This window comes from Xanthobacter oligotrophicus (assembly GCF_008364685.1).
Taxonomy (GTDB): Bacteria; Pseudomonadota; Alphaproteobacteria; order Rhizobiales; family Xanthobacteraceae; genus Xanthobacter; species Xanthobacter oligotrophicus.
On sequence record NZ_VTTL01000002.1, the window covers coordinates 165066 to 189473 of the forward strand.

Below are 24408 nucleotides of genomic sequence, written 5' to 3' on the forward strand. Positions count from 1 at the left end.
GCTGAACTGAATTTTCGATTAAAATCAATGGTATCAACACATATGCTGATTTTTACAGGGAGGTGTTGCAATCGCCGGAGCCTTGGCCGATCAAGGACGACAACTGCTGTTCGAGACAAACGATCCCGCCCTGTCCTGAAGCCGGTCCGGGCGCGTCCCGACCTACAAAAGCGCTCCCGGGATATCCTCGACCAAGGACGCTCCCAAGGTGAGGGAGCAGATGCGCGCCCATCCCATGTCTCTCTTCAAGGTGAAGAAGCCGGCCGACTCCAAGGGTCCCTGGGCCGGCAATGTTGGGATTGCACGAAAAAGCATATCCTGCCTATCAGCTCTATCTATGCGGGAGATGGCCATGCGCGTTGTGGCCTCAGCCGGGCTGTTGTTGCTCTCGGCCCAGATCGCCTCTGCCGACATCGTCCGCGCCCCCCAGGACTGGCAGGTCCAGCCGCCGCCCTTCCGCACGGAAGACGGCAACGACAACAAGGCCAACGCGGCCCTGAGCGGGGCCGCCTGCGTGCCCAGCACCAACCGCTGCCTGGTGGTGAATGACGAGGGCCGCTTCGCCCAGTTCTTCGAGATCGACGGCACCACCATCGTGCCGAAGGAGGTCATTGGCCTGTTGCCAGCGCGCGACGACACGAAGAAGATAAAGGAACTGGACGCCGAGGGCGTCGACTATGTGGCGCCGCGCGCGGCGGGGGCGCCGGGCTATTTCTATGTCACCGGCTCGCACGGACTGTCGCGCAACGGCAAGAAGCAGCCCTCGCGCTACCACGTGCTGCGCTTTCCGGTGGATCCGCCCACCGGCCGGCCGACCTTCCCGTTCGATGCCGAGACGGTGGCGCCGCAGATCAAGTCCGCGACCACGCTTGGCCCGGCCATCGCCAAACTGCCGGAGATCGGCCAGTTTGCTCCGAAGAAACTCGACGAGAATGGCGTGACGGTGGAGGGCCTCGCCATCCTCGGCGACGAGGCGCTGTTCGGCCTGCGCGGGCCTTGCATCGCCGGCAACGCCTTCGTGGTCCGAGCGCCGGTGGAGGCGTTGTTCTCCGGCGCGCCTTTGACCGCAAAGGCGAGCCGGCTGGCACTGGGCGACAATGTGGGCATCCGCGATCTGGCGCGGGTTCAGGACGGCGTGCTCATCCTCAGCGGGCGCAGCAATGATGCCCGTGGGACAGCTGCCTTCAACTGCGAGCAACCCGGCCCCGCCCCGATCCCGGACGCGCAGGTCTGGTTCTGGAGCGGCAAGGACGGCGATCCCGCCCGCCCGCTCGGCACCCTGCCCGGCGTACCCAAGAGCGACAAGGCCGAAACCCTGCTGGTGCTGGGGGAAGACGCCACCCACTACCGGGTGCTGGTCTGGTTCGACGGCATCGCGGACGGCGGCGCCACGGAATTCTCCATCGGCAAGTGAGGCGACCCACAAAAAAGCGCCCCCGGGATATCCTCCCGGGAGCGCCGATCTTCATGGCCGTTGCCGGCCGCTTACCTTCGCAAGGGCAGAGCGGATCACTCCGCCGCCACCACCTCCGGGCGGCCGCGGGCGAGGCGCTCGCGCTTCAGCAGCTCGGCCACCAGGAAGGCGGTCTCGATGGCCTGCTCGGCGTTGAGGCGCGGATCGCAATAGGTGTGGTAGCGATCGCGCAGGTCCTCGTCCGAGATGGCGCGGGCGCCGCCGGTGCACTCGGTGACGTTCTTGCCCGTCATCTCCAGATGCACGCCGCCGGCAAAGGTGCCCTCGGCCGCATGGATGTCGAAGAACGAGCGGATCTCCGACTGGATGCGCTCGAACGGCCGGGTCTTGTAGCCCGACGCCGCCTTGATGGTGTTGCCGTGCATGGGATCGCACGACCACGCCACCACGCGCCCCTCCTTCTCCACCGCGCGGATCAGGCCCGGCAGGTAGTCGCCCACCTTGTCGGCACCGAAGCGGCAGATGAGGGTGATGCGGCCCGGCTCATTGTCGGGCTGCAGCATGTCCAGCAGGCGGATGAGGCCGTCCCCGGTGATGGAGGGGCCGCACTTGATGCCGATCGGGTTGCGGATGCCGCGGAAATACTCGACATGCGCATGGTCCGGCTGGCGGGTGCGGTCGCCGATCCACAGCAGGTGGCCGGAGGTGGCGTACCAGTCGCCGGAGGTGGAATCCACCCGCGTCAGCGCCTGCTCGTAGCCGAGCAGCAGCGCTTCGTGGCTGGTGAAGAAATCCGTGGTCCGCATTTCCGGGTGGCTCTGCGGATTGATCCCGCAGGCGCGCATGAAGTCGAGCGCCTCGGTGATGCGGTTCGCGAGTTCCTGGTAGCGCGAGGACTGGGGGCTGTCCTTCACGAAGCCCAGCATCCACTGATGGGCGTTCTCAAGGTTGGCATAGCCGCCGTTGGCGAACGCGCGCAGCAGGTTGAGGGTAGCCGCCGACTGGCGGTACGCCTCGATCTGCCGGCGCGGGTCCGGAATGCGCGCTTCGGGGGTGAAGGCGATGTCGTTGACGATGTCGCCGCGGTAGCTGGGCAGCGTCACGCCGTTCTCGGTCTCGGTATCCGCGGACCGGGGCTTGGCGAACTGGCCGGCGATGCGGCCCACCTTCACCACCGGCGTGCCGCCGGAGAACGAGAGCACCACCGCCATCTGCAGGAAGACGCGGAAGAAATCGCGGATGTTGTCGGCCGAGTGCTCGTCGAAGCTCTCGGCGCAGTCGCCGCCCTGCAGCAGGAAGGCTTCGCCGCGGGCGACCTTAGCGATCTCCGACTTCAGGCGGCGCGCCTCGCCGGCGAAGACGAGCGGCGGGTAGGAGGCAAGCTTGGCTTCCACCTCGGCGAGTTCTGCCTTGTCCGGATAATTGGGCATCTGCACGCCGGGATAAAATCGCCAGCTATCCGGACGCCAGCCTTCGGCGCGGCGAGACATCTCGGCGCCAGGGACAGGTGCGGATTGCGGGCGGGTCACCATTTCACTCTCCATGTTCTCAAAAACCGGGCCGGCTCGTCCGACACCGGGTCCAACCCTTGCGTTCCTCTTGTGTTCGCGGGGCCGGAAGGCGGGCTTATACACGAACCCGCGCCGCGCCGAAAGGACGCGGCGCAAACACGGTTCGGTGTCAGCGGGCGGCGCCCCTTCTCCTTCCCGGCGCCATCGCCTATGTGTCCTCCCTCCCGGTCGCCCCTCCCCGCGCACCGCATCTCACAGCCGTGTCTGTTGCGGGACACGCCCAACGCCAGAGCGTTTCATGTCCCATCCCGAGCGCGCCCCCGCGCCCCGCAACGCGTCCATCCCGGCGAAGGCGCCGGCGCCCACCCGGCCGCCGTTCCTCGAATTCGTCGCCCTCATCGCCCTGCTCATCGGCATGACGGCCTTCTCCATCGACAACCTGCTGCCCGCCTTCGGCGCCATCCGGGAGGATTTCGCCCTCACCAACGCCAACGACGTGCAGGTGATGGTCTATGCCTACCTGCTCGGCATCGGCGCCGCGCAGTTCCTCTACGGCCCCATCTCCGACGTGGTGGGGCGCCGGCCGATCCTGTTCGCGGGCCTGGCCATCTATGCGGTAGGCACGCTGCTGGCCCTGTTCACACGGGATTTCAACGTGCTGATCGCCGCCCGCGTCATCCAGGGCGTGGGCGCGGCCTCGGGCCGGGTGCTCGCCATCGCCATCGTGCGCGACCGGTTCGAGGGGCGCGAGATGGCGCGCATCATGTCGCTGGCCATGATGGTGTTCCTCACCGTGCCCATCCTGGCGCCGGCGCTGGGCAGCCTCATCCTCGCCTTCGGCTCCTGGCACCTCATCTTCATCGCCATGCTCACGCTGGCCTTGGCGCTGCTGGTCTGGTTCGGCCTGCGGATGCCGGAGACGCTGCATCCGGAATACCGCATTCCCTTCTCGCTGCGGGCCATCGGCAAGGCGGTGGTGCTCACCCTCACCACCCGCCGCGCGGCGGGCTATGCGGTGGCCATCGGCCTGATGATGGGATCGCTGATGGCCTATGTGGGCTCCGCCTCCCAGGTGTTCCAGACCGATGTCTACAAGCTGGGCAACCTGTTCCCGGTGGCGTTCGCCGCCGTGGCGGGCATCATGGCGGTGGCCTCCTTCACCAACGCGGCCCTGGTGCGGCGGATCGGCATGCGGCGGCTGTCCCACGGCGGCATCTGCGGCTTCATCACCGTGGGCGCCCTGATGGTGGCAGCCAGCGTCGCCTATGGCGGCAAGCCGCCGCTGCTGCTGTTCTGCGGCCTCGTCGGGGCGGGGCAGTTCCTGTTCGCGCTCACGGTGCCGAACTTCAACTCCATGGCCATGGAGCCGCTCGGCGCGGTGGCCGGAACCGCCTCCTCCTTCATCGGCGGCTTCACCACCCTGATGGCGTCGGTGCTCGGCTACTTCGTGGGCCGCGCCTTCGACGGCACGGTGCTGCCGCTCAGCCTGGGCTATCTGGTGCTGGGCGCCATCGCGCTGGTGTTCGTGCTGTGGGCCGAGAAGGGCCGGCTGTTCGGGCACAATCCATAGACGGCTAACCAGATGGGCGGAAGGCTCCCGCCCCGTGCTGGCCGCATGGGTGCTCCGCCCGCCGCAGCGGAATCTGTCGGCGAACTGTCCGCAAGCCGTGGTAGAAGAAACGCTTGCGCCTACACGCTTGCGCGATCTTGCGCCCGCAGTTCGAACGACAACAGGAGCCTCATGCCTCAACTTTCGCCCGAAGGCCAGGCGGCCATCAATGCCATCTCCCAGCGCACCGGCTTCAGCCCGGATGCCGTCACCTCCATGCTGTTCTCGGTGATCGCCGGCAACGGCTCGATGGCCCAGTTCAGCCATCCCGAGTTCGGCGGATCCGGCCAGTGGATGCGCGGCGGGATGACCATGGTCTCGGACATGTTCAACAATTACCTGAAGGGCCGCGTGGACGGCCTGTGCAGCGAATTGTCGAACCTCGTCGCCAGCCAGCCCGGCCTCACCCAGACCGGCAGCTTCCAGTCGCAGAACCAGGGCGGCGGGAATTTCGGCAGCGGGCAGTGGCAGTCGAGCGGCGGCGGAATGGGGATGGGCGGCAACCAGTCCAGCCTGTTCGTGCCGGACGCCTCGGGCAACTTCAACTGGTGGCCGGCCGATCTTGGCCAGCCGGCCAGCACCGGCGCGCAGAACTCGGTGCGCTACGCTTACTTTCCGGGATCTCACCGCCTCGCCATCGACCTCAACGGCCAGGTGACGGTCTATGACAGCCTCGACCACCAGATCGGCGGCTTCTCCCAGCAGCAGGGCGGTTCGGGCTCCCTCACCTTCACCAGCCAGTACGGCACGGTGTTCGTCTCCAACCTGCCCATCGTGAGCGGCGCGCCGCAGGCCCCGGCCCAAGCTCAGGCCTATGCCCCCCCGCCGCCGGTCTACGATCCGCCGCCGCAGCAGCAGCAGACCTATGTGCCGCAGCCCCAGACCTTCGGCAATCCTCTGCCGCCGCTCGGCCAGAACGAGGTGATCTCCGCCATCGAGAAGCTGGCCGATCTCCACGCCAAGGGCATCCTGAGCGACCAGGAGTTCAGCACCAAGAAGGCCGAGCTGCTCAGCCGGCTCTGAGCGCCCGTTTGGGCATTCGAGAGGGCATAGATGCAATCACAGTCGTCATGGCCGGGCGTGTCCCGGCCATCCACGCGGATAGGCTGGGAAGAGCTTTCGCAAGCTGTCCCAAGCGGTTCGGCGTGGATGCCCGGGACACGCCCGGGCATGACGATGGTAAAGCGCTGCGAGGGCCGCACGCGCCCATCGGCGTGAATTTCAACCAGATCTGAGCCTGCCGGTCAGACGCTGCGCGTGGGCGTGCGCAGGGTCACCAGTTCCTCGGCGGAGGTGGGGTGCACGGCGACGGTGCGGTCGAAATCCGCCTTCTTCACCTTCAGCCCCAGCGCCACGCCGGCGAGCTGGATCATCTCGGACGCCGCATCCCCCATGATGTGGCAGCCGAGCACCACGTCGCTCTCCTTGTCCACCACCAGCTTCATGAAGGTGCGGGTCTCGCGGCCCGAGAGGGTCGCCTTCAGGGGGCGGAACGAGGTGCTGTAGATGTCGATGGGCCGGCCGAGGGCGCGGGCCGCCTCTTCCGAGAGGCCCACGGTGCCGATCTCCGGCTCGGAGAAGACGGCGGTGGCCACCAGGGAATGGTCCACGGTCCAGGGCTTGTTGCCGAACACCGTGTCGGCGAACGCATGACCCTCGCGGATGGCGACGGGGGTGAGATTGATGCGGTTGGTCACGTCGCCCACCGCATAGATGGACGGCACGTTGGTGCAACCCTTCTCATCCACCACCACCGCGCCCACGTCGTCGAGCTTCACCCCCACCCCGTCGAGGCCGAGATGGCCCGTGTTGGGGATGCGGCCGAGGGCGAGCATCACGTCGTCCACCTCGAGCACCGAGCCGTCCGAAAGCGTGACCCGCTTGCCGCCGTTGATCACCTCGATGGAAGAGAGCGTCCGCCCGGGCGTCAGGTGGATGCCGGCGCGGGTCATCTCGGCTTCCAGATGGTCGCGGATCTCCCCGTCGAAGCCGCGCAGCACCTTGTCGGCGCGATAGACCAGGGTCACGTCGGACCCCAGCGCGCGGAACAGGCCGGCGAATTCCACCGCGATATAGCCGGCGCCCTGCACCAGGATTCGGTCGGGGAAATGGGTGAGGTTGAACGCCTCGTTGGAGGTGATGGCCAGCTCGCAGCCCACGATGGCCGGGCCCAGCGCCGGGCGGGCGCCGGTGGCAAGGAGGATATAACGGGCGTCGATCTCCTCCCCGGTGGACAGGATGCGCACCGTGTTCGGCCCCGCCACCACCGCGCGGGAGGCGACCACCTCCACCCCGGCATTCTCCGCATTGCGGCGGTAGATGGCTTCGAGGCGGGCGATTTCCTTGTCCTTGTTGGCGACCAGGGTCAGCCAGTCGAACTCCGCCTCGCCCACGCGCCAGCCGAAGCCGGCCATGTCCTCGAGATCGTGGGCGAACCGGCCGGCGTGGACGAACAGCTTCTTGGGCACGCAGCCGCGGATGACACAGGTGCCGCCGACGCGGTATTCCTCCGCCATCATCACTCGGGCGCCGTGCTGGGCCGCGATGCGCGCCGCGCGCACTCCGCCCGAGCCCGCGCCGATGACAAACAGGTCGACTTCTCGCCGTGACATTCCAATCCGTCCTTCGCGCCGCGCAATGGCCGCCACAAAACGGCCGGCGCTCCCATCCGTCAAGGGAAAGCCACGGTCTTGCCCCATGCGCCGGGGCCAAGGCCGGACGGGTCGCCCGTCGAACTCAGCCGGAACAAGCCGCGAAGGGGCGGGACCACATCTCATGCTGAACGACGTGATCCCGCCGCGGCCCCTGCGCGCCATCAAGTCCCAACCGGGCACGGCGGCCTTTCTCCCGCCCCTCCTCCTGCGCCTGCCGGGGGCCGGGGGGGCGGTGGTGGTGCTGGTCGCCACGGGCGTCCCCGGCCTGCTGGTGGTGCGCATGGAGGATGGGCGCGGGACGCCCCTCGCCAGCTTCCCGGCGGAGGCGGACACGCCGGTGGCAGCGGATCTGCCCGCCGGCACGGCGCGGATCGTCGTCACGGGAGATGGCGTGCAGTCCGGCGCGGTGAGGCTCGGCTACTATCCCGTGCGCGGGCAGTTCCCCGCCGGGCGGCTGCTGCTGAAGCTCCACGCCTTCCGGAACGGATCTTTCGCAACACCCGAAGGCGGAGTGAGGGGCCTCAAGAGCCGCTGGCGGCAGGCGGAGGGCGCGGCGCGCCATCTGGGCCTGAGCCTCATCGCTCTCAGCCAGACCGCGCAGGCGCGCCTGTCCCTGAAGCGGGCGCAGTACCAGCGCTTCCGCGCCGCCTTCGTGGAGGACTTCACCGAGGTTCCAGCCGAGGGGGCGGCGCCGGCCCTCGTCTTCCTGTCCGCGGCGGGGGACGGGCGCTCGCTCGCCCAGATCGCTGCCTGCGCGCAGGCCCTGACGGCGCAGACCGACCGGAGCTTCAGCTGGATCGTCGCTACGAGCCCCGACCGGATGGCGCGCGAAGGCACGGCGCTGGCGGAGACCGTTGGCAATACAGGTCGGATCGTGCCCGCAGCGAGCGCGGACGACGCCAGCCTCCTCAAAGCCGCCCTAGCCGCCGCCGAGGCGCCGGACGATAGCCTCGTCTGCCTGCTGGATCCCGAAGGGCGCCCCACGCGGGACGCCGTGGCACTGATCCGCGCGGCCTTCGCCGCCCATCCCGATTGCCAGTTGCTCTATACCGACGAGGAGCGCTGCGACGCGTCCGGAACGCCGCTCGCGGGCGTGTTCAAGCCGGCCTTCAATCGCCACCTGCTGGAATCCTCGCCCTATACGGGCGCGCTCACCGTGCTGCGGGCGGGGTTGAGCCGGACGCTGGGGATCGATCCCCGCTTCGCCGCCGCCGCCCCCTATCACCTCGTCGTGCGCACGGTGGCGCAGGTCGGGGCCGGCGCGGTGCGGCACCTGCCGCGCATCGCCTTTTCCGGTCCCGAGCGGGCACCGGGCTTCCCCGAGCCCGAAACCGCCCGGCTGGCCGCGCAGGCGCTCGAAGGCGTGCTCGGCGTGCCGGTGAGCGTGGTGCCGGAGGCCGGAACCCACTTCCTGCGGCCGGACTTCCCCCTGCCGGCGGTGCCGCCCAAGGTGTCCATCGTCATCCCCACCCGCGACCGCGCCGGCCTTCTGGGCATGGCGCTCGATTCGCTGATCGGGAAGACGGCCTATCGCAATTTCGAGATCATCATCGTCGACAACGGCTCGGTGGAGCCCGAGACCTTCGCCCTGTTCGCGGAGATGAAGGCCACCTGGCCCGACACGACCATCGTGCGGGACGACGGCGACTTCAATTATCCGCGCATCTGCAACAACGGGGTCGAGGCCGCCACCGGCGAGCTGATCTTGTTCCTCAACAACGACATCGAGGTGATCGAGGCCGGCTGGCTGGACGAGATGGTGGCGCTTGCGCTTCGGCCGGGCGTCGGCATCGTGGGGGCCAAGCTGCTCTATCCCGACCGCACCATCCAGCATGCGGGAGTGATGGTCGGCCTGTTCGGCTATGCCTCCCACTGGTTCGCCCATGCCCTGCCGGACACGCCCGGCCCCGAGGGCCGGCTGCTGGCGCGGCAGGACGTGTCGGCGGTCACCGGCGCCTGCCAGCTCATCCGCAGGGACGTGTGGGAGGCCATCGGCCCGCTGGACGCCGAGCGGTTCCAGGAGGATTGCAACGACATCGACCTGTGCCTGCGCGCCCGCCGCTCCGGCTACGAGGTGGTGACCACGCCGTACGCGCTGCTCATCCACCACGAATCGGCCTCGCGGGGGAAGTCCCGCAACAAGCTCCACCGGGAGCGGTTGAAGGCCCAGCACGAGCGTTTCGACGCCCTGTGGCATGCCCGCACCCTGGTGGACCCCCACTCCAACCCCAACCTCGACCGCAAGAACCTGTTCGCCGCCCTCGCCGACGCGCCACAGGGCTCGCGCGACGCCCGCACCGACGCGATTTGATACCAACGGCCCCAGTCTTTGACCGGTGCCGAGAGGGTCGCGCTCAGGCGCCGCTCGGGCTGCGCGACGCGCCCCAAAAGAAAAAGGCTCCCGGCCAGTGCCGGGAGCCTTTTTTCTTAAGCCCAAGCCGCCCCGAAGGCCGGCGTCCGCACGAAACCTACAGGTCGACGCCGCGCTTGCGCATTTCCGCGCGCACCCGCTCCACCGCCTGGGCGTTCACCTGCGCACCCCACGCCTGGATGCCCTGCACCGCCTCCTGGACGATGACCGGACGGTCCTGCACCAGCTTGGCGCCGGTGGGCGAGCGATAGAAGGTGATGGCCTCCTTCAGCTCGGCCTCGGTGAAGTGGCTGGCGTAGGAGGTGGCGAGGATGTCGATGATCTCGCTCTGCCGCGCCTCGAACTCCGGCCGCACGATGATGGCGACCTCGCGCAGCTGCTTGGCAAGATCGGGATTGGTCTGGAGGAACGACAGTGCCGCCCCGTCGACGATGTTGGGAATAATCCCCTCGAAGGCGCGGGCCTCGCCATTCACCGCCACGAGATCGCGGGCGAGCTGGAGATGCGGCGCGCTCACCTTCGCCGCCGGGCGGGCGGGCTGCGCCTGCTGGGCCAAGGCGAAGGGAACCGGGAGGGCCGGCACGGCAAGGGCGGCGGCGAGAAGGAGCCGCACGCCGAAGCGGCCGCGATGGGACATGAACATGGGTCTCTCTCCGGGAAGAGGAATCAGAAGCTGCCGGGCTCCAGCACGGTGATGCCGTCCGCGCCGGCAAGCACGACCCGGCGGGCAAGGCCCAGGAACAGCCCGTGCTCGACCACACCGGCGACTTCCTCCACCGCGCGGGCGAGCGCGGCCGGGTCCGGGATGCGGCCGAGATGGGCGTCGAGGATGAGGTGGCCCTGATCGGTGACGAAAGGATGACCATCGCCGTCGCGGCGCAGCTTCACCGGGCCTTCGCAGCCGGCCTTGCGCACCGCCTCGGCCACATTCCGCTCGATGGAGGCGACGCCGAAATCCACCACCTCGATGGGCAGCGGGAAGCGGCCGAGCACGGCCACCTTCTTGCTCGAGTCGGCGATCACCACCATCTCGCGCGCGGCGCTGGCGACGATCTTCTCCCGCAGCAGCGCCCCGCCGCCGCCCTTGATCAGGGCCAGGCCGGGGCCAACCTCGTCCGCCCCGTCGATGCACAGGTCGAGCGGGCCGGCCTCATCAAGGGTCGCGATCGGCACGCCGAGGGAGACCGCCTGCGACAGCGTCTGCTCGGAGGTGGGCACGCCGAGGATGTTGAGGCCGGCATGGACCTTCTCGGCCAGCAGCTCCACGAAATGGCGGGCGGTGGAGCCGGTGCCGAGGCCGAGGCGCATGCCGTCGGTCACGTAGGTCAGGGCGTGAGCGGCCGCGCGGCGCTTCGGGTCTTCGGCGTGCACCATGGGAGTTTCCGTTCCGGTGCCCCTCGCGCGGCCAACCGGCGCGGCGTGGGGCATTGGCGTTTCGTTGATGCGGGCCGGGTCGCCCCGCCGCGTTCCGGCTCTAGCCCCGATCCGGCCCGCCGACAAGCGGCGCGACGGCTCGGCGGCCCCAAGCCTCAACCCGCGCCCCTCACCGGGCGGCGGGGGTACAGACCAGGCTGGAATCGGCGCCGCCCTGGGGCCGGGCGGTTTCGCGCACGTAGCAGATGCTCATCTCCCCGGTGTCGCGATTGACCCGGAATATGCCGGTCTCGCCCTCGTAATGGGTGGGGGCCAGGGCGTAGCTGCCGGCCTTCTGGGGGCCGGCCCCCTCCCCTTGCGCGAAGCAATGGGTGATGCCCACGGCGCTGCCCTCGGGCCGCTCGAACTGGCACACGTTCATCTCGCCGGTCTGGCGGTTGAGGCCATAGACGCGGTTCGCCTGGGCCGAGGGCGGCGCGGCGAATTCGTAAGCCCCTTGGGCCCCCTGGGCCGCCGGTGCCGGCTGGGCCAGCGCGCCGCCGGCGCCGGCGACGCTACCAAGGCCCGCGAATGCCAGCGCCGCCAGCATGCCGCGCGCCAGCGGCTTCAGCTGCCGCAGGTGGTTCCGCGATCCAGCCACGGAAAGAACAATCCCCTGCATTCAAGCCTCCTTGGTGTTCCGGCCCGGCCAAGCTCACGTCCGATCCCGGCGCTTTCCGCTCCTCGGGGCTGCGCCATGCGGCCGCAGCCCTGCGATCGACGCGGACGCTCGCGCGAAAAAGCGGCAGGATTTAAGGCAGGGAGTAGGGTCGGCGCCCCCCATCCCTGTCTGTCCCCGATGAAAAGGCCCGAACATGACTGCCCCGCCCGTTTCCAACCGCCCCGTGGTCGCCTTCGATCTCGACGGCACCCTTGTCGATACCGCGCCCGATCTCCTGGACGCCCTCGACCTCGTGCTGGCCCCGCACAAGATCCCGCCCGTGAACCGCACCGAGGCCCGCAACATGATCGGCGGCGGCGCCCGCCTGCTCATCGTCCGCGCCCTGAAGAGCGAGGGCGTCGCCCTGCCCGATACCGAGGTGGAGGCGATGACCCAGCGGTTCATCGCCCACTACGCCGACAACATCGCCGTGGGCTCGCGCCCCTTCCCCGGCCTGCTCGACGCCCTCGACCGCCTCTCGGCCAAGGGCGTGAGCCTCGCCGTGTGCACCAACAAGCTGGAGCACCTCGCCCGGCTGCTTCTGGACGCGCTGGACCTGACCGAGCGTTTTTCCGTGATCACCGGCGCCGACACCTATCCACGCTCCAAGCCGGATCCGCTGCCGCTCGTATCCACCATCGCGGCGGCCGGCGGCTCCGCGGCGCGTTCGATCATGGTGGGCGACAGCATCACCGACGTGCTCACAGCCCGCGCCACCGGCGTGCCGGTGGTCGCGGTGTCCTTCGGCTATACGGAAACCCCGGCCGCAGAACTCGGCGCGGACGCGCTGATCCATCATTTCGACGAGTTGGAGCGGGCCGTGGATGCCCTTCTGGCGCGCCCGGCCATGTGAAGTCATCCACAGGCCGGAACCACCGGCACTTGACAGGGAGGGGCGCGCCGGCCTAAACGGCGCTCCTCGCAAATGGCGCGGGCGATTAGCTCAGCGGGAGAGCACTCCCTTCACACGGGAGGGGTCGCAGGTTCAATCCCTGCATCGCCCACCATTTTCCGCAAATTCAAGGACTTAGAGTGCGAGTTGCCCTGGTGATGCATCAAAGGGATGCATTGCGGTGCGTAGCCCGACCTATCTAGAGCTGTCCCGGCACGGTGTTTTCCACTTCCGGTGGCCATTGCCGAAAGCGATTCACCCTCGACAGCAAGCCTCCTGCGTCAAAGTCTCCCTGCGTACCCGAGTGCCAAGAGAGGCATTGCGGCTATCCCGCCAACTCAGTTATCTGGCGGAACAGGCCATGGTGAAGATAGCGTCGGCAGGCATGCGCTTTGATGAGATACGCGGCGTTCTGAAGCAGCATTTCCAAGAGGCATTGCAGCGAGAGAAAGACCGGATTGCCGAACAGGGGCGACTCGATCAGATCGAAATTGCGGCGCTGACGAATGGAGAGAGCTTCGCTCGGGAAGCCCTTGCAGAAGGCATGGGCCTTCATCTCGATTTGCCCGGCATGGAATCGGACGACGAGCTAGCCGCTACGTTTGCCGAACGCTACGGCCTCAAGCTTGATCCCAGCACGAAGACACACAACGTCTTCATTCGAGAGCTGAAAATGGCGTATCGGGATTTTTGCGCCAGTGTTCTCGCATACGATAAATCGCTTGATAGCTACGATCTGTCCCAGAGCCCTGCTCCTGCTCTACCCCAAACGGTAGGGGCAGGTGGCCCCACATGCTTGCTGAAGGATCTCGTGCAGAAGTTCACGACAGAGCAAGAGCGTGCGGGTCTGTGGCGTGAGCGTTCCGAACAGCAGAAGGTCCAGCATCTCGACCTTTTGCAGGAAATTTTAGGCGAAAATCGCGATATACTAAACATCAATCGAAAAGACACGCAGAAGGTTAAGGAGATACTTCTAAAATATCCAAAGAATAGAAATAAAATATCACCTATCAAAAACATGTCCATTGAACAATTAATGAACCTGGATGGCATAGAAACGCTGTCGGTCAGAACGATAAATCTATACCTTCAAAGCTATGGAAGCCTTTTTGGTTGGGCCAAACGCAATGGCTACGTCACCGAGAACATATTCGATGGCATCACGCTCCGGCAAAACAAACAAGCGACAGGCACCCAGCGAGACGCTTTCTCGCCGGAACAGCTCGGCGACATACTTCATGAGCTGACAACCAATGAGAAAGGCTTGATCCGTAAAGACTATCAGAGATGGGGCTCGCTCATCGGCATCTATACGGGTGCTCGCCTCAATGAGGTTTGCCAGATCCACCTTGATGATATCAAGGAGGTTGACGGCATCTGGTGCTTCGACATGAACGATGAAGGGGACGGAAAGCGGCTGAAGAACGCCGCATCATGCCGCATGGTGCCAATTCACAGTCGCCTGCTGGAAGTTGGTCTACTGAAGCATGTGGCCACGCTCAAGGAAGCTGGAGAGACACGCCTGTTCCCCGATTTCTCGTTTAGTCCGAAGGAGGGATACGGCCGTGCCCTCGGGCGCTGGTTCAATGATCGGTTCCTTGTGCAGCTTGGCATCAAATCCACGGACCTCGTTTTCCATAGCCTCCGTCATACGATGGTGACGCGCCTCATGCAGGCCGGCGTCGAGGAAAATCATGTGAAGGCACTTGTGGGCCACACTCGGGAAGGCGTGACCCAACAGCACTATTTCAAGCAAGGCTACACCCTTGCACAACTCAAAGGTGCGATTGAAAAATTCCAACCTTCTGAGAACGGCGCCGGCAGACGCTGAGGCGGAAACAGATACAAGCTAGTTCGTCAGCTTCGCATCTCCGCTTCATCACACGGCTTCTTCACCCGAGGGAACGCCCCCTCCCCACAGCCCCCCCATTGACACCATCGAGGCGAGGCCTGAAACAGATGGGTGGAGTCGTACGTGCGGCTCTGGGGCGTGGAAACCCCGAATGGATAGGTACGGGCGCCAACCGGAATGGCGCCATCTCCTTGACCTATGGTCGGGGAGCCTGTGGCGTATGCAACAGGTTCTCCGAACTAAAGGCCACAGGGACCGTATCCATTCGGTTTTCCAACTCCCCGATCACCAAGGGATCAAGGGGCAAGCTCGCGGGGACGTACCGCGACATATGCCCCCAGCCGGAGGACAAGATGGAAGCCCTTTTAGTCCTGGGTCTGCTCGGATGGGGTGTCTATAGGTTCTTCAAACTTAACACCGCTGTCGGTGCTGAGACCCTTCGGGCATACGTCTATCTTGAATTGCTTCTAAAGGACGCCCCCCCTCAAAAGGCGCAAGAGCTAGCTGGGCGAGACATGTCCGAACTCAAAAGCGCGTTTATCAAACACATCCAGCACGAGATACGATACGTGCACGACGGGAAGCAGGGGCCTTTAATCGCTGAAGCATATCGACATGGCATGGTGAGCAAGCTGCCCCGTTGGTACCGCGATCTAATCGTGAAAAATGGCACGAGCTACTCAGTAGAGATAGCTTATACGATGCACCTCATCGCAAAAGAAGGCAGGAGAAACGTGCCACCTAAAGAGCCTACCTGCGAATGGACGAGGCCCTTTGTGCTTTATTATCTGATTAGCGAATCGCACCCATTTTCGGTTGAACCAGCCGGAATGACGGAGAATATTCTTGCTTTGCTACATGGTCAGATGACGAGAGAGCTTCAATTTTCGCTGTCCGCATCCCTGCGATATTATCTCGCCTTCGCCTATCCCCATGTCGAACGCTGGGACATCCGACCGGTGATCGAGGATGCGCAAGCATTTTTGAAGGACACTATACGAACTCTTAACACCCCCTCTAAGCAGAGATCATTCATCCAGAAGATGGCAGTTCTGGATACAGGCTCACCGATGCCGCCAGACGAACTTGAAAATGTCTTAGAACAACTTCGAACACACCCTGCTGCCAGGCAGGAAGCGGCTGCAACGATGCTCACCAACATGATGCTTCAAAGTTTTATCGCAGAGCAATTTCAGGCGGTTCATGGCAAGACATATATGGATTATTTAACCGCTATTGTAAGCTTTTGGAGAGAAAGAGAAATTTTTAATTGACAGAGCTTTTTATGTTTATTCATACCCCGTTAAGCCGAACGAATATTTAAGTTACACCAACGATCGAGAGGAACGGCAGGTGGTTGATATTGCTCTAGGCACGGAGGCAGGCCGCCATAACGAAAAACAGATTCCCGGCGACAGAGCGCGCCCCCTTGATGTTCATCGCTGGTCTGATTACCCGGAGCTAAACAATTGTCTCAATGATATCATCAATGAGCTAAAAGCCAACGAACAACGAGAAAGGCGGAGAAATCAGAAAGCTGAAAAGAAATTCAGAGCGGCAATTCGTTGTTTAACATTAGACCTTTATGTTGCATGGAAATCTGATCCATCTCTATTGGTTGCTGTAGCCAGAGGAAAATCACACTTTGGAAAAAAGACTAGATATTCTGCATTATATATTTCATATGATCAATTCATACAAGCATTCAATGGACTCCGAGATCTTGGATATCTCGAAATTGTGTACGAAGGCTTTAACGACAGACAATCAGAAGTGAGCAAAACAACACGCGTTCGGGCAACACAAAAACTCATTAATACGCTAACAGACAAAGGCGCTTTAACACTCGCCAGCATTCGCAGATCGCCTCCCGACGAACCGCACGAAATCATTATACTCAAAGATAAAAATAAAAGACCCATAGATTATGACGACACAACCGCTACAACAAAAATGCGCAACGATCTTAAGATGATCAATCATACATTGCTATCTAGCTGGATCGATATAAATTTATCAGATATTGAATTTATTAAACTACAAAAGCGCATCTCCGCACGCACTGTAGATTCGGATAATGATAGCCATACCGTCGACCTGACACGGATAGAACTACATCGAGTTTTCAACAATTCATCCTGGGACGAGGGTGGACGTTTCTATGGCGGATGGTGGCAGACCATACCAAGCGAGATGAGAAAGTTTATAACAATAAATGAAAAGGACACAGTAGAGCTTGATTACAGCGGAATGCACGTAAAAATGCTGTATGCCGAAGTTGGTGAGGAATTGACGGGTGACGCCTATGAGATACCGAACCTAGTCGCGCCTCGCCCATTGATAAAGCGAACTTTCAATAAACTAATAAATGCGAGTGGTAGAATAAGAATCGATATTGAATTTGACGCCAATAATATAGGTATGTCTTGGGAACAGTTCATTGGCTGCATTATTAGACATCACCATCGGATTGATAAATTTATCAATTCTGGATATGGAGTTAAATTGCAGAGAATGGATTCAGATATTGCAAATGCAGTTATGTTACGATTCCACTATATGAACTATGCATGCCTTCCTATTCATGATAGCTTTATCGTCATAAAAAGCCTAGCAGACGAATTAGGTGATATAATGATAGAGGAATTTAGAAAATTCATAAATAAAGACATAGACATAAAGGCAAAAGATATCATTGAGCATATTCCATCAGATGCAATTGACATGAGGGCGGCACTAATGGAATCACTAGGACGAGAAGGCGAGTATAAAGGATATTATCAGCGTCACTTAGAATGGCTTACTAGGAAACACAGAGAGAAGTGACACCCCCTCCCGCCATTACCAGTCCGCGTAAGGACCAAAGCCGCTAAGGTCCGCAATCCAGCCGTTTGACGCCCTTCCTCGCCCTTTTGGCACACAGCAGCTCAATTCCAACACCGGCCCTCCTTCACGCGGACAGCCCACACTGGGATCTCCGGCTTTTTGGGACATGGCCCTTCACTGAAGAGAAAGCCGCTCAGTACCCTTCCCTGTCGATTCGCTCCCTGTTTGTAAGCAATCAAAGGTCCCACGCTGCCAGCGCGGCTTCCGCCTGTTGCGGAGCATCCCGGATGCGCAGGACCGTCTGGCGTGTGAGGCCGGCGAGTTTAGCAATTTCAGAAGCGCCCTTTCCCTGCGCTAGCAGATCCTGAACAAGCTGGAATTGCGAGCGGCCATAGCTTGGCTTTCTTCCACGATATTTGTCCACTTGAGCCATAGCCCGCGCATGATCGATACCAGCCCGCTGAGCTATCTTGGTGGCCTCTGCCTGGGCCTGAGCCATAGCTGCCATGAATGCGATCATCGCATCCCTCACAGCCATCTGGGTTGGATCAGTCGTCGCACCGTCAAACGTCATAGAGTTGATGACAGTGCGGATGGTAACGCCACGCTTCAGAAACTCACGGATGGAATCGCAGACATCCCCATAGTTCCCGCCAAGGCGATCAATCCAACGCACGACTAAAACGTCTCCTGCCCTTAGGAGATCGAACAGACGTCTACCTTGAGGCCTTTCCCTGAGGCTGGTGCTCAGGCCGGACTGGCCATGATCGGCAACCACCTGATCAATGAGAAAACCAGACTGCCGTGCCTGAGCCTCTTGGTGCTCAATGGTCTGGTCGCTGGTCGACACACGCGCATACAGAATGGTTTGCACTGGCCACCCCATTCGTCCATATGGATTATGTACGTTGAATACATCGTACGTTGATTTAAGTCAACCCTTACGGACACACCCACAGCCAACGACCAATCGACCGTTGGGGTATACCTTTATGGACAAAATGCCATTCCACGGCTCCGAGCTAACAAACGAGCGAAGCTATATCTAGAACACAATACGAAGATCAGATGCCCATCGCATAAATTACAACGCCATAAAAGACGGCCGTATTCCATAAATGGAGGGAGATATTCCAGGGCCGGGCATGGGGGGAATTGCAATGATCGAAAAGCTTTAATTGCCTTCGCGAAAAATTTCACAATTTCTCCAATCTACTAAGATCTAATGAGTTAGCCCTCTGCTTAGTCCGCAGCTTGAAAGGAATGCCCGCGCTAAGTTCGCCTCACCCCCAACCGACTCCGATGCTCTCTGAAGACTGGAGTGCGCCAGTTTCGTAAGGGGAGGGTTGCGCCAGGAAATGACATTGGGTCGCGGCTTGAGAGCGGACATACCGCTTTACGCCTGACCTTGGTCGTAGAAGCACTCGCACAGCGTTCCTTAAACCGGCTCTTCACACTGAGCACCAGCGATTTACAGGCCGGGAGTGAATTCAAAGGCCGAGATCGGAACTTTCTAGACCGGCAGGCTTCGGGGGGTGAAGAGGATTGCCGCCGCTATCAGCGCGGTTGCCGCGCATCTATTTGAGCACCCAAAAGTCGATCGGTAATACTTTTCCGCTTTACTTCACCTCGACTACAGGGAGATTATGGCTACATAATAGGCACCCCAGTATCAGTGCAAGAGGGCGGAGAGCCCACGTAACGCAGCTCACTTGCCTCACCTCAATACGTGCCGCGGAGTTTAATCAGCCTCCCCAACAGCAATCTCCTCCCGACGCAACTCACTCGCCAACTCATTATATCTCTTATCATCTAAGCGTGAGTCCAAGGCTGGGAGAAGCTCTTTTAGTATCCATTTACTCAACTTTCTCAAATTAAATACCTGGACCTCGTTGGCAGCGCGATTGGTAATTCCACCTTCATCTCCAACCTCGTCATTCTGTTGACGAGCGTATCCTACGATGTCATCTAGCAGCGACAATCTAAGCATCATCACGGACCATACGGCCAACTCAGCTTGGCGAGATATTTGTATCGATTCTGAATATCGGAGATCACGAACCATTAACTCAGGAATATGCGCAATCCTTTTCTTTGTCCACCAATAAATATGAATGCCGCTCGTCCACTTCCCTCCCCTTGAAACACAATTTTTTACATAAGCTCGCCCTAGGCTGGCCATGGCAACGTCTGACCTGATCGTCGCCATCGACTTCAACTGCGCAAAAGATGCGATCTTTGAGTTCAAAAATCCATAATCCAAGACGGCACCCGCTACGGCATCACCTCTAAGAATTTTGATATCTTTGCCTGACGCAGATACATCGCCACCAATCTCACAATTATCTGTAATCCTAACAATTTTATCTTCGTCATACACTTTAGCGTGAACGGCAGCGACTTCCTGCGCTCGAGCAAGCCCCAAATCTTTACGAATGTGCTGCCCACATGTGGTCTCATCGGCGATATTGAGAACCTTCCGATGTCGGCTACAATAACCAAAGGACAGTCCAACAGACCCATACTGAAGGCCGTTGAACCAGCAATTTTGGCATGCCTGTAGTTTCATGATTTTTTGAATATCGCTTTTACGACGACAGCAGCGACCTTTGGATCAGCTACCGCTCGGAAATCCAAAATATGCTCGCTGTGCTCTTCGGCATAGCGACGAGCTTGCATCACCTCAAAGGCATCAAGCCACTTAGCCGCCCCCTTTCCGTTACCCTTCATCAGGCCAAGAAGTTCGGAATTGCTAATATGTTTAATGCTTGTGTTCTTCGTGAGAGCAACAGATGTCTCCCAAACGCTGCCCGCTTTGGCAAACCGACCTGCAACTTCTCGACGTTCAGTCGTTGAGAGATACGGTGTCTCACGGCCAGGCCCCTCCAGGAACATTATGTGGCGTACCACTGACGCATTAGCTGACGGGGTCGGAACATTGACCGCGTTTGCATGATCCCCTCGATAGAGAGGATCTCTGCTCTGCTTCCACTTTTTAACTGCCACAGCTCAGCACCTCAAATGCACTCCCGCGTCACCCATACCTCGGTCCCGGCGCCGGAGCTATCGATCCGATTATTAACCCAGTCAGATGTTCCGGCATAGATTGTTAGGTAGCGTCCGTCGCAGAGGGGGCGCACGCGGATGGGCGCGGAAGTTTGAGCCGCAAGGGCAACTTCATGGTGACCGTGGCAATTGACGAACGGCGGCTTTTGCGCTCGGCCAAGAACCGGCCAAATGACTGAGTCTGGTTGACACCTGCCTGCGGTTTCAAACACAGCTATCTCACCTTCGCCTCGCAGAACCTGTCTGTCCGCACTCTCCCCCATTCTGGTCGCACAAACACAGGTGCCCAACCCGCCCAAAGCAGACGGTGGCAGGGTCAGCTTAGGGCCACGTCACCACAAAGAGCGTGAGCCCACTGACCGACCTATCTTGATTTCCCACTCCCGACCTGTGCTAATGATGCGTCGAAGGGAGACATTGTGCCTCCCCACATCACCATGGCAATAGCAATCTCAAGGCCTTAGGTGGATGGTGGATGCCCCTGCATCGCCCACCATTCCTTTTTCCGCACCATTCCAGATTGTTGGCCAGAGTCCTGGCCTCGTGCGCGGCGTTTCGGTGCGCCGCATGCCGCCCCCTCAACGCAAAAAATGCCCCCGCCGCGGGTGCGACGGGGGCAAGTGGGATTCTCCCCGCGGGAGGGAGAGGTGCGGCGCCTGCCATTCGGAAGACGCCGGCGGCGGTCTTGTCAGGCCGCGCGCATGTTGACCTGGGCGTCGGCGAGGCCGGTGAGCTTGGCGTCGGCCGCCTTCTCCTCGTCGAGGGTGCGCTGGAGCACGGTGGCGCAGTCATTGCGGCCGAGCCGCTTGGCCCAGGCGATGAGGGTGCCGTAGCGGGTGATCTCGTAATGCTCCACCGCCTGCGCGGCTGCGGCGAGGGCGGCATCCAGCACCTCGGGATCGGCCACCTCGGACGCCACCTCCTCCGCCTCGGCGATGATGCCGTCGATGGCCGGGCATTTCACCGTCTTGGCCTCGACGCCATGCAGGCGGAACACCTCCTCGAGGCGCTTCACATGCTCCTCGGTCTCGCCGAGGTGAGACTGGAAGGCCTGGCGCAGGGTCGCGCTCGAGGCCTTTTCGACCATGGTGGGCAGTGCCTTCAGGATGCGCTTTTCCGCGTAATAGATGTCGCGCAGGGTGTGCACGAAGAGATCGTCGAGCGAATGGATGTCTTTGGAAAAGAAGCCCATGTCTGTCTCCTGATGTCTCTGGATTGCCGCGGATTTCAGCCGGCGCACGCCGGCTGAAATCTCAGCGCCGGAAGGCGTCAGCGCGTGCCCGGCTTGCGGCCGGCCTCGGACTGCTGATCGCGGTCCTGCGAGGGGGAGCGCTTCTCCTCGGACTGACCGGCCTTGTGGCCGGCTTCGGAGGCGCGATTGCGATCGGGATCGCCGCCGCCCTGCTGGCCACGGCCGTGATCCTGCTGGTGCTGCTGGCGGCTTTCCGCAGCCTTGCGGGCCGCCTCCTTGGCCTGATCCGTCTCGGGAGTGCCGGAACCGCCCTGCTGACGATTGGTCATGGGAATGTATCCTCCTGTTCAGCCCCTGGTCATGCAACGGAGGGGAGAGAGGATGGTTCCTTCGATTTTTCAGAGCGCACAGCCACGCTCTACTCAAAATGAAAGCGCGACCGTCGCCGTATTTCTGGAAAAAATACGGCGACGGTCGCGCTTTTAATCATTATCAAAGGATCGATATTCCTCGATAAAACTACGATTTTCGCGGCGGATCGAGATTCACCCTCAATTGTCGTCAGGGTGACTCACATCATCCAGCGCGATGTTGGTGCAGGAAATGGCGCCATCGGGCTCGTCGAACGCGGTCTGGGTGAGAAAGGCGCAGCGCGTGCCCTCGGCCGCGGCGATGAAGGAGACGATGCGCTGGGTGATGCCGGCCACCTGGCTGGAATCGTCCGCCGGGCGGAAAGCGGCGTCGGCGGGTGGCTGCGGGCCGGCCTTCTTGGCGCTCTTCAGGTCGGTGACGGTGGGAATGAGCGAGAGGGTGTCGGCCGCATCATCCGGCGTCACCACCGGCTCGAGGGTCAGTGTGAACTGGTCGAAGCTACCCTTGCCGAGGCGCGTCGCCTCCGCCTCTCCGGTCACGGTCGCCTTGAAGGCGGGGCCGGACACGCCGGGCACCACGGCCCCGGCGATCCTGAACTTGCGCGGCCCGGCGGCCGACGCATCGGGCGCCGCGCCCGACAAAAGGCGCGACAGCATGGCTTCCGCATAGGATTTCAGCTTCGCCTCGGACACCGTGTTCCCCTCCGCCACCCGGGCGCGGGGAATGGTGGCGAGGGCCATCTCGCCGCACAGCGCCGGCAGCATCACCGAGGAAACCAGCGGCACGCGGCGCAGGTCCTCGGCGTGCTTCGCCTCGCTGCCCACCGGCACGGCGATGTCCACGGACACGTCGTCGCCGCCCCGCGCGGCGAGGCGCAGGCGGCTCCAGGCGTCCTTCACCTTCTGCGTTGCCGTGCCACCCTGCTGCGGCACCACCATCAGATCGAGGTCGGCCACGGCGGCCGGCGCCTCGGGCGCCGCGGCCAGGTCCTTGGCGCGGAACTGGACGGAGAGACCGCCATAGACACGCCCGCACCAATCCTCCGGATCATGCTGCAGCGCCAGCGCCGGCTCGGAGAAGCCCGCCGGCGGCCGAAACAGGGTGACCGCATCGATGCCGGGGATGCTGGTCGTCTCCTCGAAGATGCGGTGCAGTCCCCGCTCGTTCTCGCTGAAGACGAAGCGGTAGGCCTCCGCACCCTGCCCCACGGTGAGGGTGAGCACGCCGCTGGCCAGCGTACCGGAGAGCGGCAGCGCCGGGCGCGGATCGCCCACGGGCGCCGCCAGGGTGCCCGTCACCTTGCCGTCGGCCACGTCGATGCTGGCGATGGCCACATGGTAGGGATCGAAGAAGGGCAGCCCCGTCGCCATGTAGCGATCGGCGGCCCGCGCGGTGGCGGGCGCAAGCAGCCCGAGGGCGGCGACGAGGGCGAGACGCCCAGCTCGGGACATAGGAAGGTTGCGCATGTTTCGCCGCCTCTGTGGCACTGCCGCGTTCGGCCCGCTCTATATCATCGGCAAAGCGGCGGACCCAAGGCGCAAGGCTGGGCGCGAACGGCTCCGGGCTTCAGCCGCGCCCGCGCTTAAAGCCGGCGCCTCGGAATGCTAGTGATGAACCATGAGCGCTCTTAAGCCCCCTGCCCGCCGCACCGCCCGCGTCACCACCCCCGACGGCATCGGCATCGCCGCCGAGGCCTTCGGCGCCGAGCCCTTCGGCACCGGGACTCGGCCGGGCATCGTCTTCATCCACGGCTTTTCCCAGTCGAGCCTGTGCTGGTCGCGGCAGACGGCCAGCCCTCTCCTCTCCGACTTCCAAATGGTCACCTACGATTTCCGCGGGCATGGCGCCTCGGACAAGCCGGAAGACCCCGCCCGCTACAAGGCGGCGGAACTCTGGGCGGGCGAGGTGGACGCCGTGATCCGCACCTTCGGTCTGGAGCGGCCGGTGCTGGTGGGCTGGTCCTATGCCGGGCGTATCATCGGCGACTATGTGACCATCTTCGGGACCAAGGGCATCTCCGGCATCGTGTATGTCGATGCCGTGACCGCCAACGAACGGCGCTTCTACGGCAGCTGTAACCGCCTCATGCGACAGATGTGCAGCCCGGACGTAACCCAGAACATCACGGCGACCCGCGCCTTCCTGCGCCGCTGCTTCGCCAATCCGATCCCCCAGCCCCTGTTCGAGCTGATGTTCGGCGTGAACATGCTGGTGCCACACAACATCCGCGCCGCCCTGTTCGACCGGGTGGCGGATTATGACGCCGTGAACCGCACCCTCGACGTGCCCGTCCTGGTGGTCCAGGGCGCCCTCGACGAGGTGGTGGCCCCGGCCATGGCGGAACATATTACCGAAATCGTGCCGAACGCCCGGCTCGATCTCTTTGAGGGCGCCGGCCATGCGCCGTTCCTGGAGGCGCCGGAGCGCTTCAATGCGGCGCTGGCCGCTTTCGTGCGGGAGGTAGCCGGCAAGGCTTGAGCGTTGCGGCAAGGCCCCACGGGCCGAAAATCCGCATCACACTCCCGTGCGGCCGGAACCGCCATGCCACAAAGCGGTTGCAGTCATGTCCATTTTA

At 62.5% G+C, this 24408-nt stretch carries 20 protein-coding genes, 1 tRNA gene and 1 pseudogene; 11 read left to right on the plus strand and 11 right to left on the minus strand.

The features are described from left to right. The first annotated feature begins 352 nt into the window (after nt 1-352). Nucleotides 353-1414 (plus strand): DUF3616 domain-containing protein, encoded by a 1062-nt coding sequence (locus tag FZ033_RS03590; protein ID WP_188079288.1) that lies wholly within the window; start codon nt 353-355, stop codon nt 1412-1414. A 95-nt stretch (nt 1415-1509) separates the two neighbouring features. Here the strand turns inward: FZ033_RS03590 and FZ033_RS03595 are convergent, their stop codons facing one another. Next, complete coding sequence (locus tag FZ033_RS03595; protein ID WP_149574793.1) at nt 1510-2904, minus strand: class II 3-deoxy-7-phosphoheptulonate synthase; 1395 nt, start codon at nt 2902-2904, stop codon at nt 1510-1512. A gap of 319 nt (nt 2905-3223) precedes the next feature. Between FZ033_RS03595 and FZ033_RS03600 the strand changes: the two genes are divergently transcribed. After that, nucleotides 3224-4495 carry a multidrug effflux MFS transporter gene (locus FZ033_RS03600; protein ID WP_149574794.1) on the plus strand — a complete coding sequence of 424 codons (1272 nt, stop codon included), beginning with the start codon at nt 3224-3226 and terminating at the stop codon, nt 4493-4495. Between the two features lie 171 nt (nt 4496-4666). Further along, nucleotides 4667-5557, plus strand: a complete 891-nt coding sequence (locus FZ033_RS03605) for an SHOCT domain-containing protein (RefSeq protein ID WP_149574795.1) — start codon at nt 4667-4669, stop codon at nt 5555-5557. A gap of 221 nt (nt 5558-5778) precedes the next feature. On the opposite strand, the gene gor is transcribed toward FZ033_RS03605, so the two are convergent. After that, nucleotides 5779-7146 (minus strand): glutathione-disulfide reductase, encoded by a 1368-nt coding sequence (gene gor, locus FZ033_RS03610; protein WP_149574796.1) that lies wholly within the window; start codon nt 7144-7146, stop codon nt 5779-5781. Between the two features lie 163 nt (nt 7147-7309). Here gor and FZ033_RS03615 point away from each other — a divergent pair, with 163 nt between their 5' ends. Further along, nucleotides 7310-9499: a glycosyltransferase family 2 protein gene (locus FZ033_RS03615; protein WP_149574797.1), complete on the plus strand. Its 2190-nt coding sequence runs from the start codon at nt 7310-7312 to the stop codon at nt 9497-9499. Nucleotides 9500-9656: 157 nt separating this feature from the next. On the opposite strand, the gene FZ033_RS03620 is transcribed toward FZ033_RS03615, so the two are convergent. From FZ033_RS03620 to FZ033_RS03630, 3 genes are all read right to left on the minus strand, one after another. After that, nucleotides 9657-10202, minus strand: coding sequence for a DUF2059 domain-containing protein (locus FZ033_RS03620; RefSeq protein WP_149574798.1), 546 nt, complete (start codon nt 10200-10202; stop codon nt 9657-9659). Nucleotides 10203-10225: 23 nt separating this feature from the next. Then, on the minus strand, nt 10226-10933 hold the full coding sequence (rpiA, locus tag FZ033_RS03625) for a ribose-5-phosphate isomerase RpiA (protein WP_149574799.1): 708 nt from the start codon (nt 10931-10933) through the stop codon (nt 10226-10228). 169 nt (nt 10934-11102) lie between these two features. Next, the gene (locus FZ033_RS03630; protein ID WP_232847309.1) at nt 11103-11594 is read right to left on the minus strand and encodes a hypothetical protein; all 492 of its coding nucleotides are present in this window, start codon (nt 11592-11594) and stop codon (nt 11103-11105) included. A gap of 193 nt (nt 11595-11787) precedes the next feature. On the opposite strand from FZ033_RS03630, the gene gph reads away from it, so the two are divergent. The 6 genes and pseudogenes from gph (at nt 11788) to FZ033_RS03655 (ending at nt 17203) form a co-directional block, all read left to right on the plus strand. Next, a complete protein-coding gene (gene gph, locus FZ033_RS03635; protein WP_149574800.1) occupies nt 11788-12486 on the plus strand; it encodes a phosphoglycolate phosphatase in 699 nt (232 codons plus the stop codon). 79 nt (nt 12487-12565) lie between these two features. Further along, nucleotides 12566-12640: transfer RNA gene (locus tag FZ033_RS03640), tRNA-Val, on the plus strand. Between the two features lie 66 nt (nt 12641-12706). Beyond that, nucleotides 12707-12856, plus strand: a pseudogene (locus tag FZ033_RS24655) (DUF6538 domain-containing protein); the annotation flags it as partial. A 30-nt stretch (nt 12857-12886) separates the two neighbouring features. Continuing rightward, nucleotides 12887-14356, plus strand: coding sequence for a site-specific integrase (locus tag FZ033_RS03645; protein WP_149574801.1), 1470 nt, complete (start codon nt 12887-12889; stop codon nt 14354-14356). A gap of 374 nt (nt 14357-14730) precedes the next feature. Beyond that, on the plus strand, nt 14731-15651 hold the full coding sequence (locus tag FZ033_RS03650) for a hypothetical protein (RefSeq protein WP_149574802.1): 921 nt from the start codon (nt 14731-14733) through the stop codon (nt 15649-15651). Nucleotides 15652-15730: 79 nt separating this feature from the next. Continuing rightward, the gene (locus FZ033_RS03655; protein ID WP_149574803.1) at nt 15731-17203 is read left to right on the plus strand and encodes a hypothetical protein; all 1473 of its coding nucleotides are present in this window, start codon (nt 15731-15733) and stop codon (nt 17201-17203) included. Between the two features lie 235 nt (nt 17204-17438). Here the strand turns inward: FZ033_RS03655 and FZ033_RS03660 are convergent, their stop codons facing one another. The 6 genes from FZ033_RS03660 to FZ033_RS03685 all read right to left on the minus strand — a co-directional run bounded on the left by FZ033_RS03660 (nt 17439) and on the right by FZ033_RS03685 (nt 23299). Beyond that, entirely contained in the window at nt 17439-18077 is a 639-nt protein-coding gene (locus tag FZ033_RS03660) for a recombinase family protein (RefSeq protein WP_149574804.1), read from the minus strand. 867 nt (nt 18078-18944) lie between these two features. After that, on the minus strand, nt 18945-19772 hold the full coding sequence (locus FZ033_RS03665; protein ID WP_149574805.1) for a hypothetical protein: 828 nt from the start codon (nt 19770-19772) through the stop codon (nt 18945-18947). Continuing rightward, complete coding sequence (locus tag FZ033_RS03670) at nt 19769-20098, minus strand: hypothetical protein (protein ID WP_149574806.1); 330 nt, start codon at nt 20096-20098, stop codon at nt 19769-19771. The genes FZ033_RS03665 and FZ033_RS03670 overlap by 4 nt, the downstream gene beginning before the upstream one ends. Before the next feature lie 859 nt (nt 20099-20957). Next, entirely contained in the window at nt 20958-21461 is a 504-nt protein-coding gene (locus FZ033_RS03675; RefSeq protein ID WP_138399875.1) for a YciE/YciF ferroxidase family protein, read from the minus strand. A 77-nt stretch (nt 21462-21538) separates the two neighbouring features. After that, on the minus strand, nt 21539-21790 hold the full coding sequence (locus FZ033_RS03680; protein WP_149574807.1) for a hypothetical protein: 252 nt from the start codon (nt 21788-21790) through the stop codon (nt 21539-21541). Between the two features lie 222 nt (nt 21791-22012). Next, nucleotides 22013-23299: a hypothetical protein gene (locus FZ033_RS03685; RefSeq protein ID WP_149574808.1), complete on the minus strand. Its 1287-nt coding sequence runs from the start codon at nt 23297-23299 to the stop codon at nt 22013-22015. A 151-nt stretch (nt 23300-23450) separates the two neighbouring features. Here FZ033_RS03685 and FZ033_RS03690 point away from each other — a divergent pair, with 151 nt between their 5' ends. Beyond that, a complete protein-coding gene (locus tag FZ033_RS03690) occupies nt 23451-24311 on the plus strand; it encodes an alpha/beta fold hydrolase (protein ID WP_149574809.1) in 861 nt (286 codons plus the stop codon). Nucleotides 24312-24408 lie beyond the last annotated feature (97 nt).

Bases quoted from the DNA above. Each gene is read 5' to 3' on its own strand.
- FZ033_RS03590 (WP_188079288.1), top strand. From the start codon at position 353: ATGCGCGTTGTGGCCTCAGCCGGGCTGTTGTTGCTCTCGGCCCAGATC.
- FZ033_RS03595 (WP_149574793.1), bottom strand. From the start codon at position 2,904: ATGTCTCGCCGCGCCGAAGGCTGGCGTCCGGATAGCTGGCGATTTTAT.
- FZ033_RS03600 (WP_149574794.1), top strand. From the start codon at position 3,224: ATGTCCCATCCCGAGCGCGCCCCCGCGCCCCGCAACGCGTCCATCCCG.
- FZ033_RS03605 (WP_149574795.1), top strand. From the start codon at position 4,667: ATGCCTCAACTTTCGCCCGAAGGCCAGGCGGCCATCAATGCCATCTCC.
- gor (WP_149574796.1), bottom strand. From the start codon at position 7,146: ATGTCACGGCGAGAAGTCGACCTGTTTGTCATCGGCGCGGGCTCGGGC.
- FZ033_RS03615 (WP_149574797.1), top strand. From the start codon at position 7,310: ATGCTGAACGACGTGATCCCGCCGCGGCCCCTGCGCGCCATCAAGTCC.
- FZ033_RS03620 (WP_149574798.1), bottom strand. From the start codon at position 10,202: ATGTTCATGTCCCATCGCGGCCGCTTCGGCGTGCGGCTCCTTCTCGCC.
- rpiA (WP_149574799.1), bottom strand. From the start codon at position 10,933: ATGGTGCACGCCGAAGACCCGAAGCGCCGCGCGGCCGCTCACGCCCTG.
- FZ033_RS03630 (WP_232847309.1), bottom strand. From the start codon at position 11,594: ATGCAGGGGATTGTTCTTTCCGTGGCTGGATCGCGGAACCACCTGCGG.
- gph (WP_149574800.1), top strand. From the start codon at position 11,788: ATGACTGCCCCGCCCGTTTCCAACCGCCCCGTGGTCGCCTTCGATCTC.
- FZ033_RS03645 (WP_149574801.1), top strand. From the start codon at position 12,887: ATGGTGAAGATAGCGTCGGCAGGCATGCGCTTTGATGAGATACGCGGC.
- FZ033_RS03650 (WP_149574802.1), top strand. From the start codon at position 14,731: ATGGAAGCCCTTTTAGTCCTGGGTCTGCTCGGATGGGGTGTCTATAGG.
- FZ033_RS03665 (WP_149574805.1), bottom strand. From the start codon at position 19,772: ATGAAACTACAGGCATGCCAAAATTGCTGGTTCAACGGCCTTCAGTAT.
- FZ033_RS03670 (WP_149574806.1), bottom strand. From the start codon at position 20,098: ATGTTCCTGGAGGGGCCTGGCCGTGAGACACCGTATCTCTCAACGACT.
- FZ033_RS03675 (WP_138399875.1), bottom strand. From the start codon at position 21,461: ATGGGCTTCTTTTCCAAAGACATCCATTCGCTCGACGATCTCTTCGTG.
- FZ033_RS03680 (WP_149574807.1), bottom strand. From the start codon at position 21,790: ATGACCAATCGTCAGCAGGGCGGTTCCGGCACTCCCGAGACGGATCAG.
- FZ033_RS03685 (WP_149574808.1), bottom strand. From the start codon at position 23,299: ATGCGCAACCTTCCTATGTCCCGAGCTGGGCGTCTCGCCCTCGTCGCC.
- FZ033_RS03690 (WP_149574809.1), top strand. From the start codon at position 23,451: ATGAGCGCTCTTAAGCCCCCTGCCCGCCGCACCGCCCGCGTCACCACC.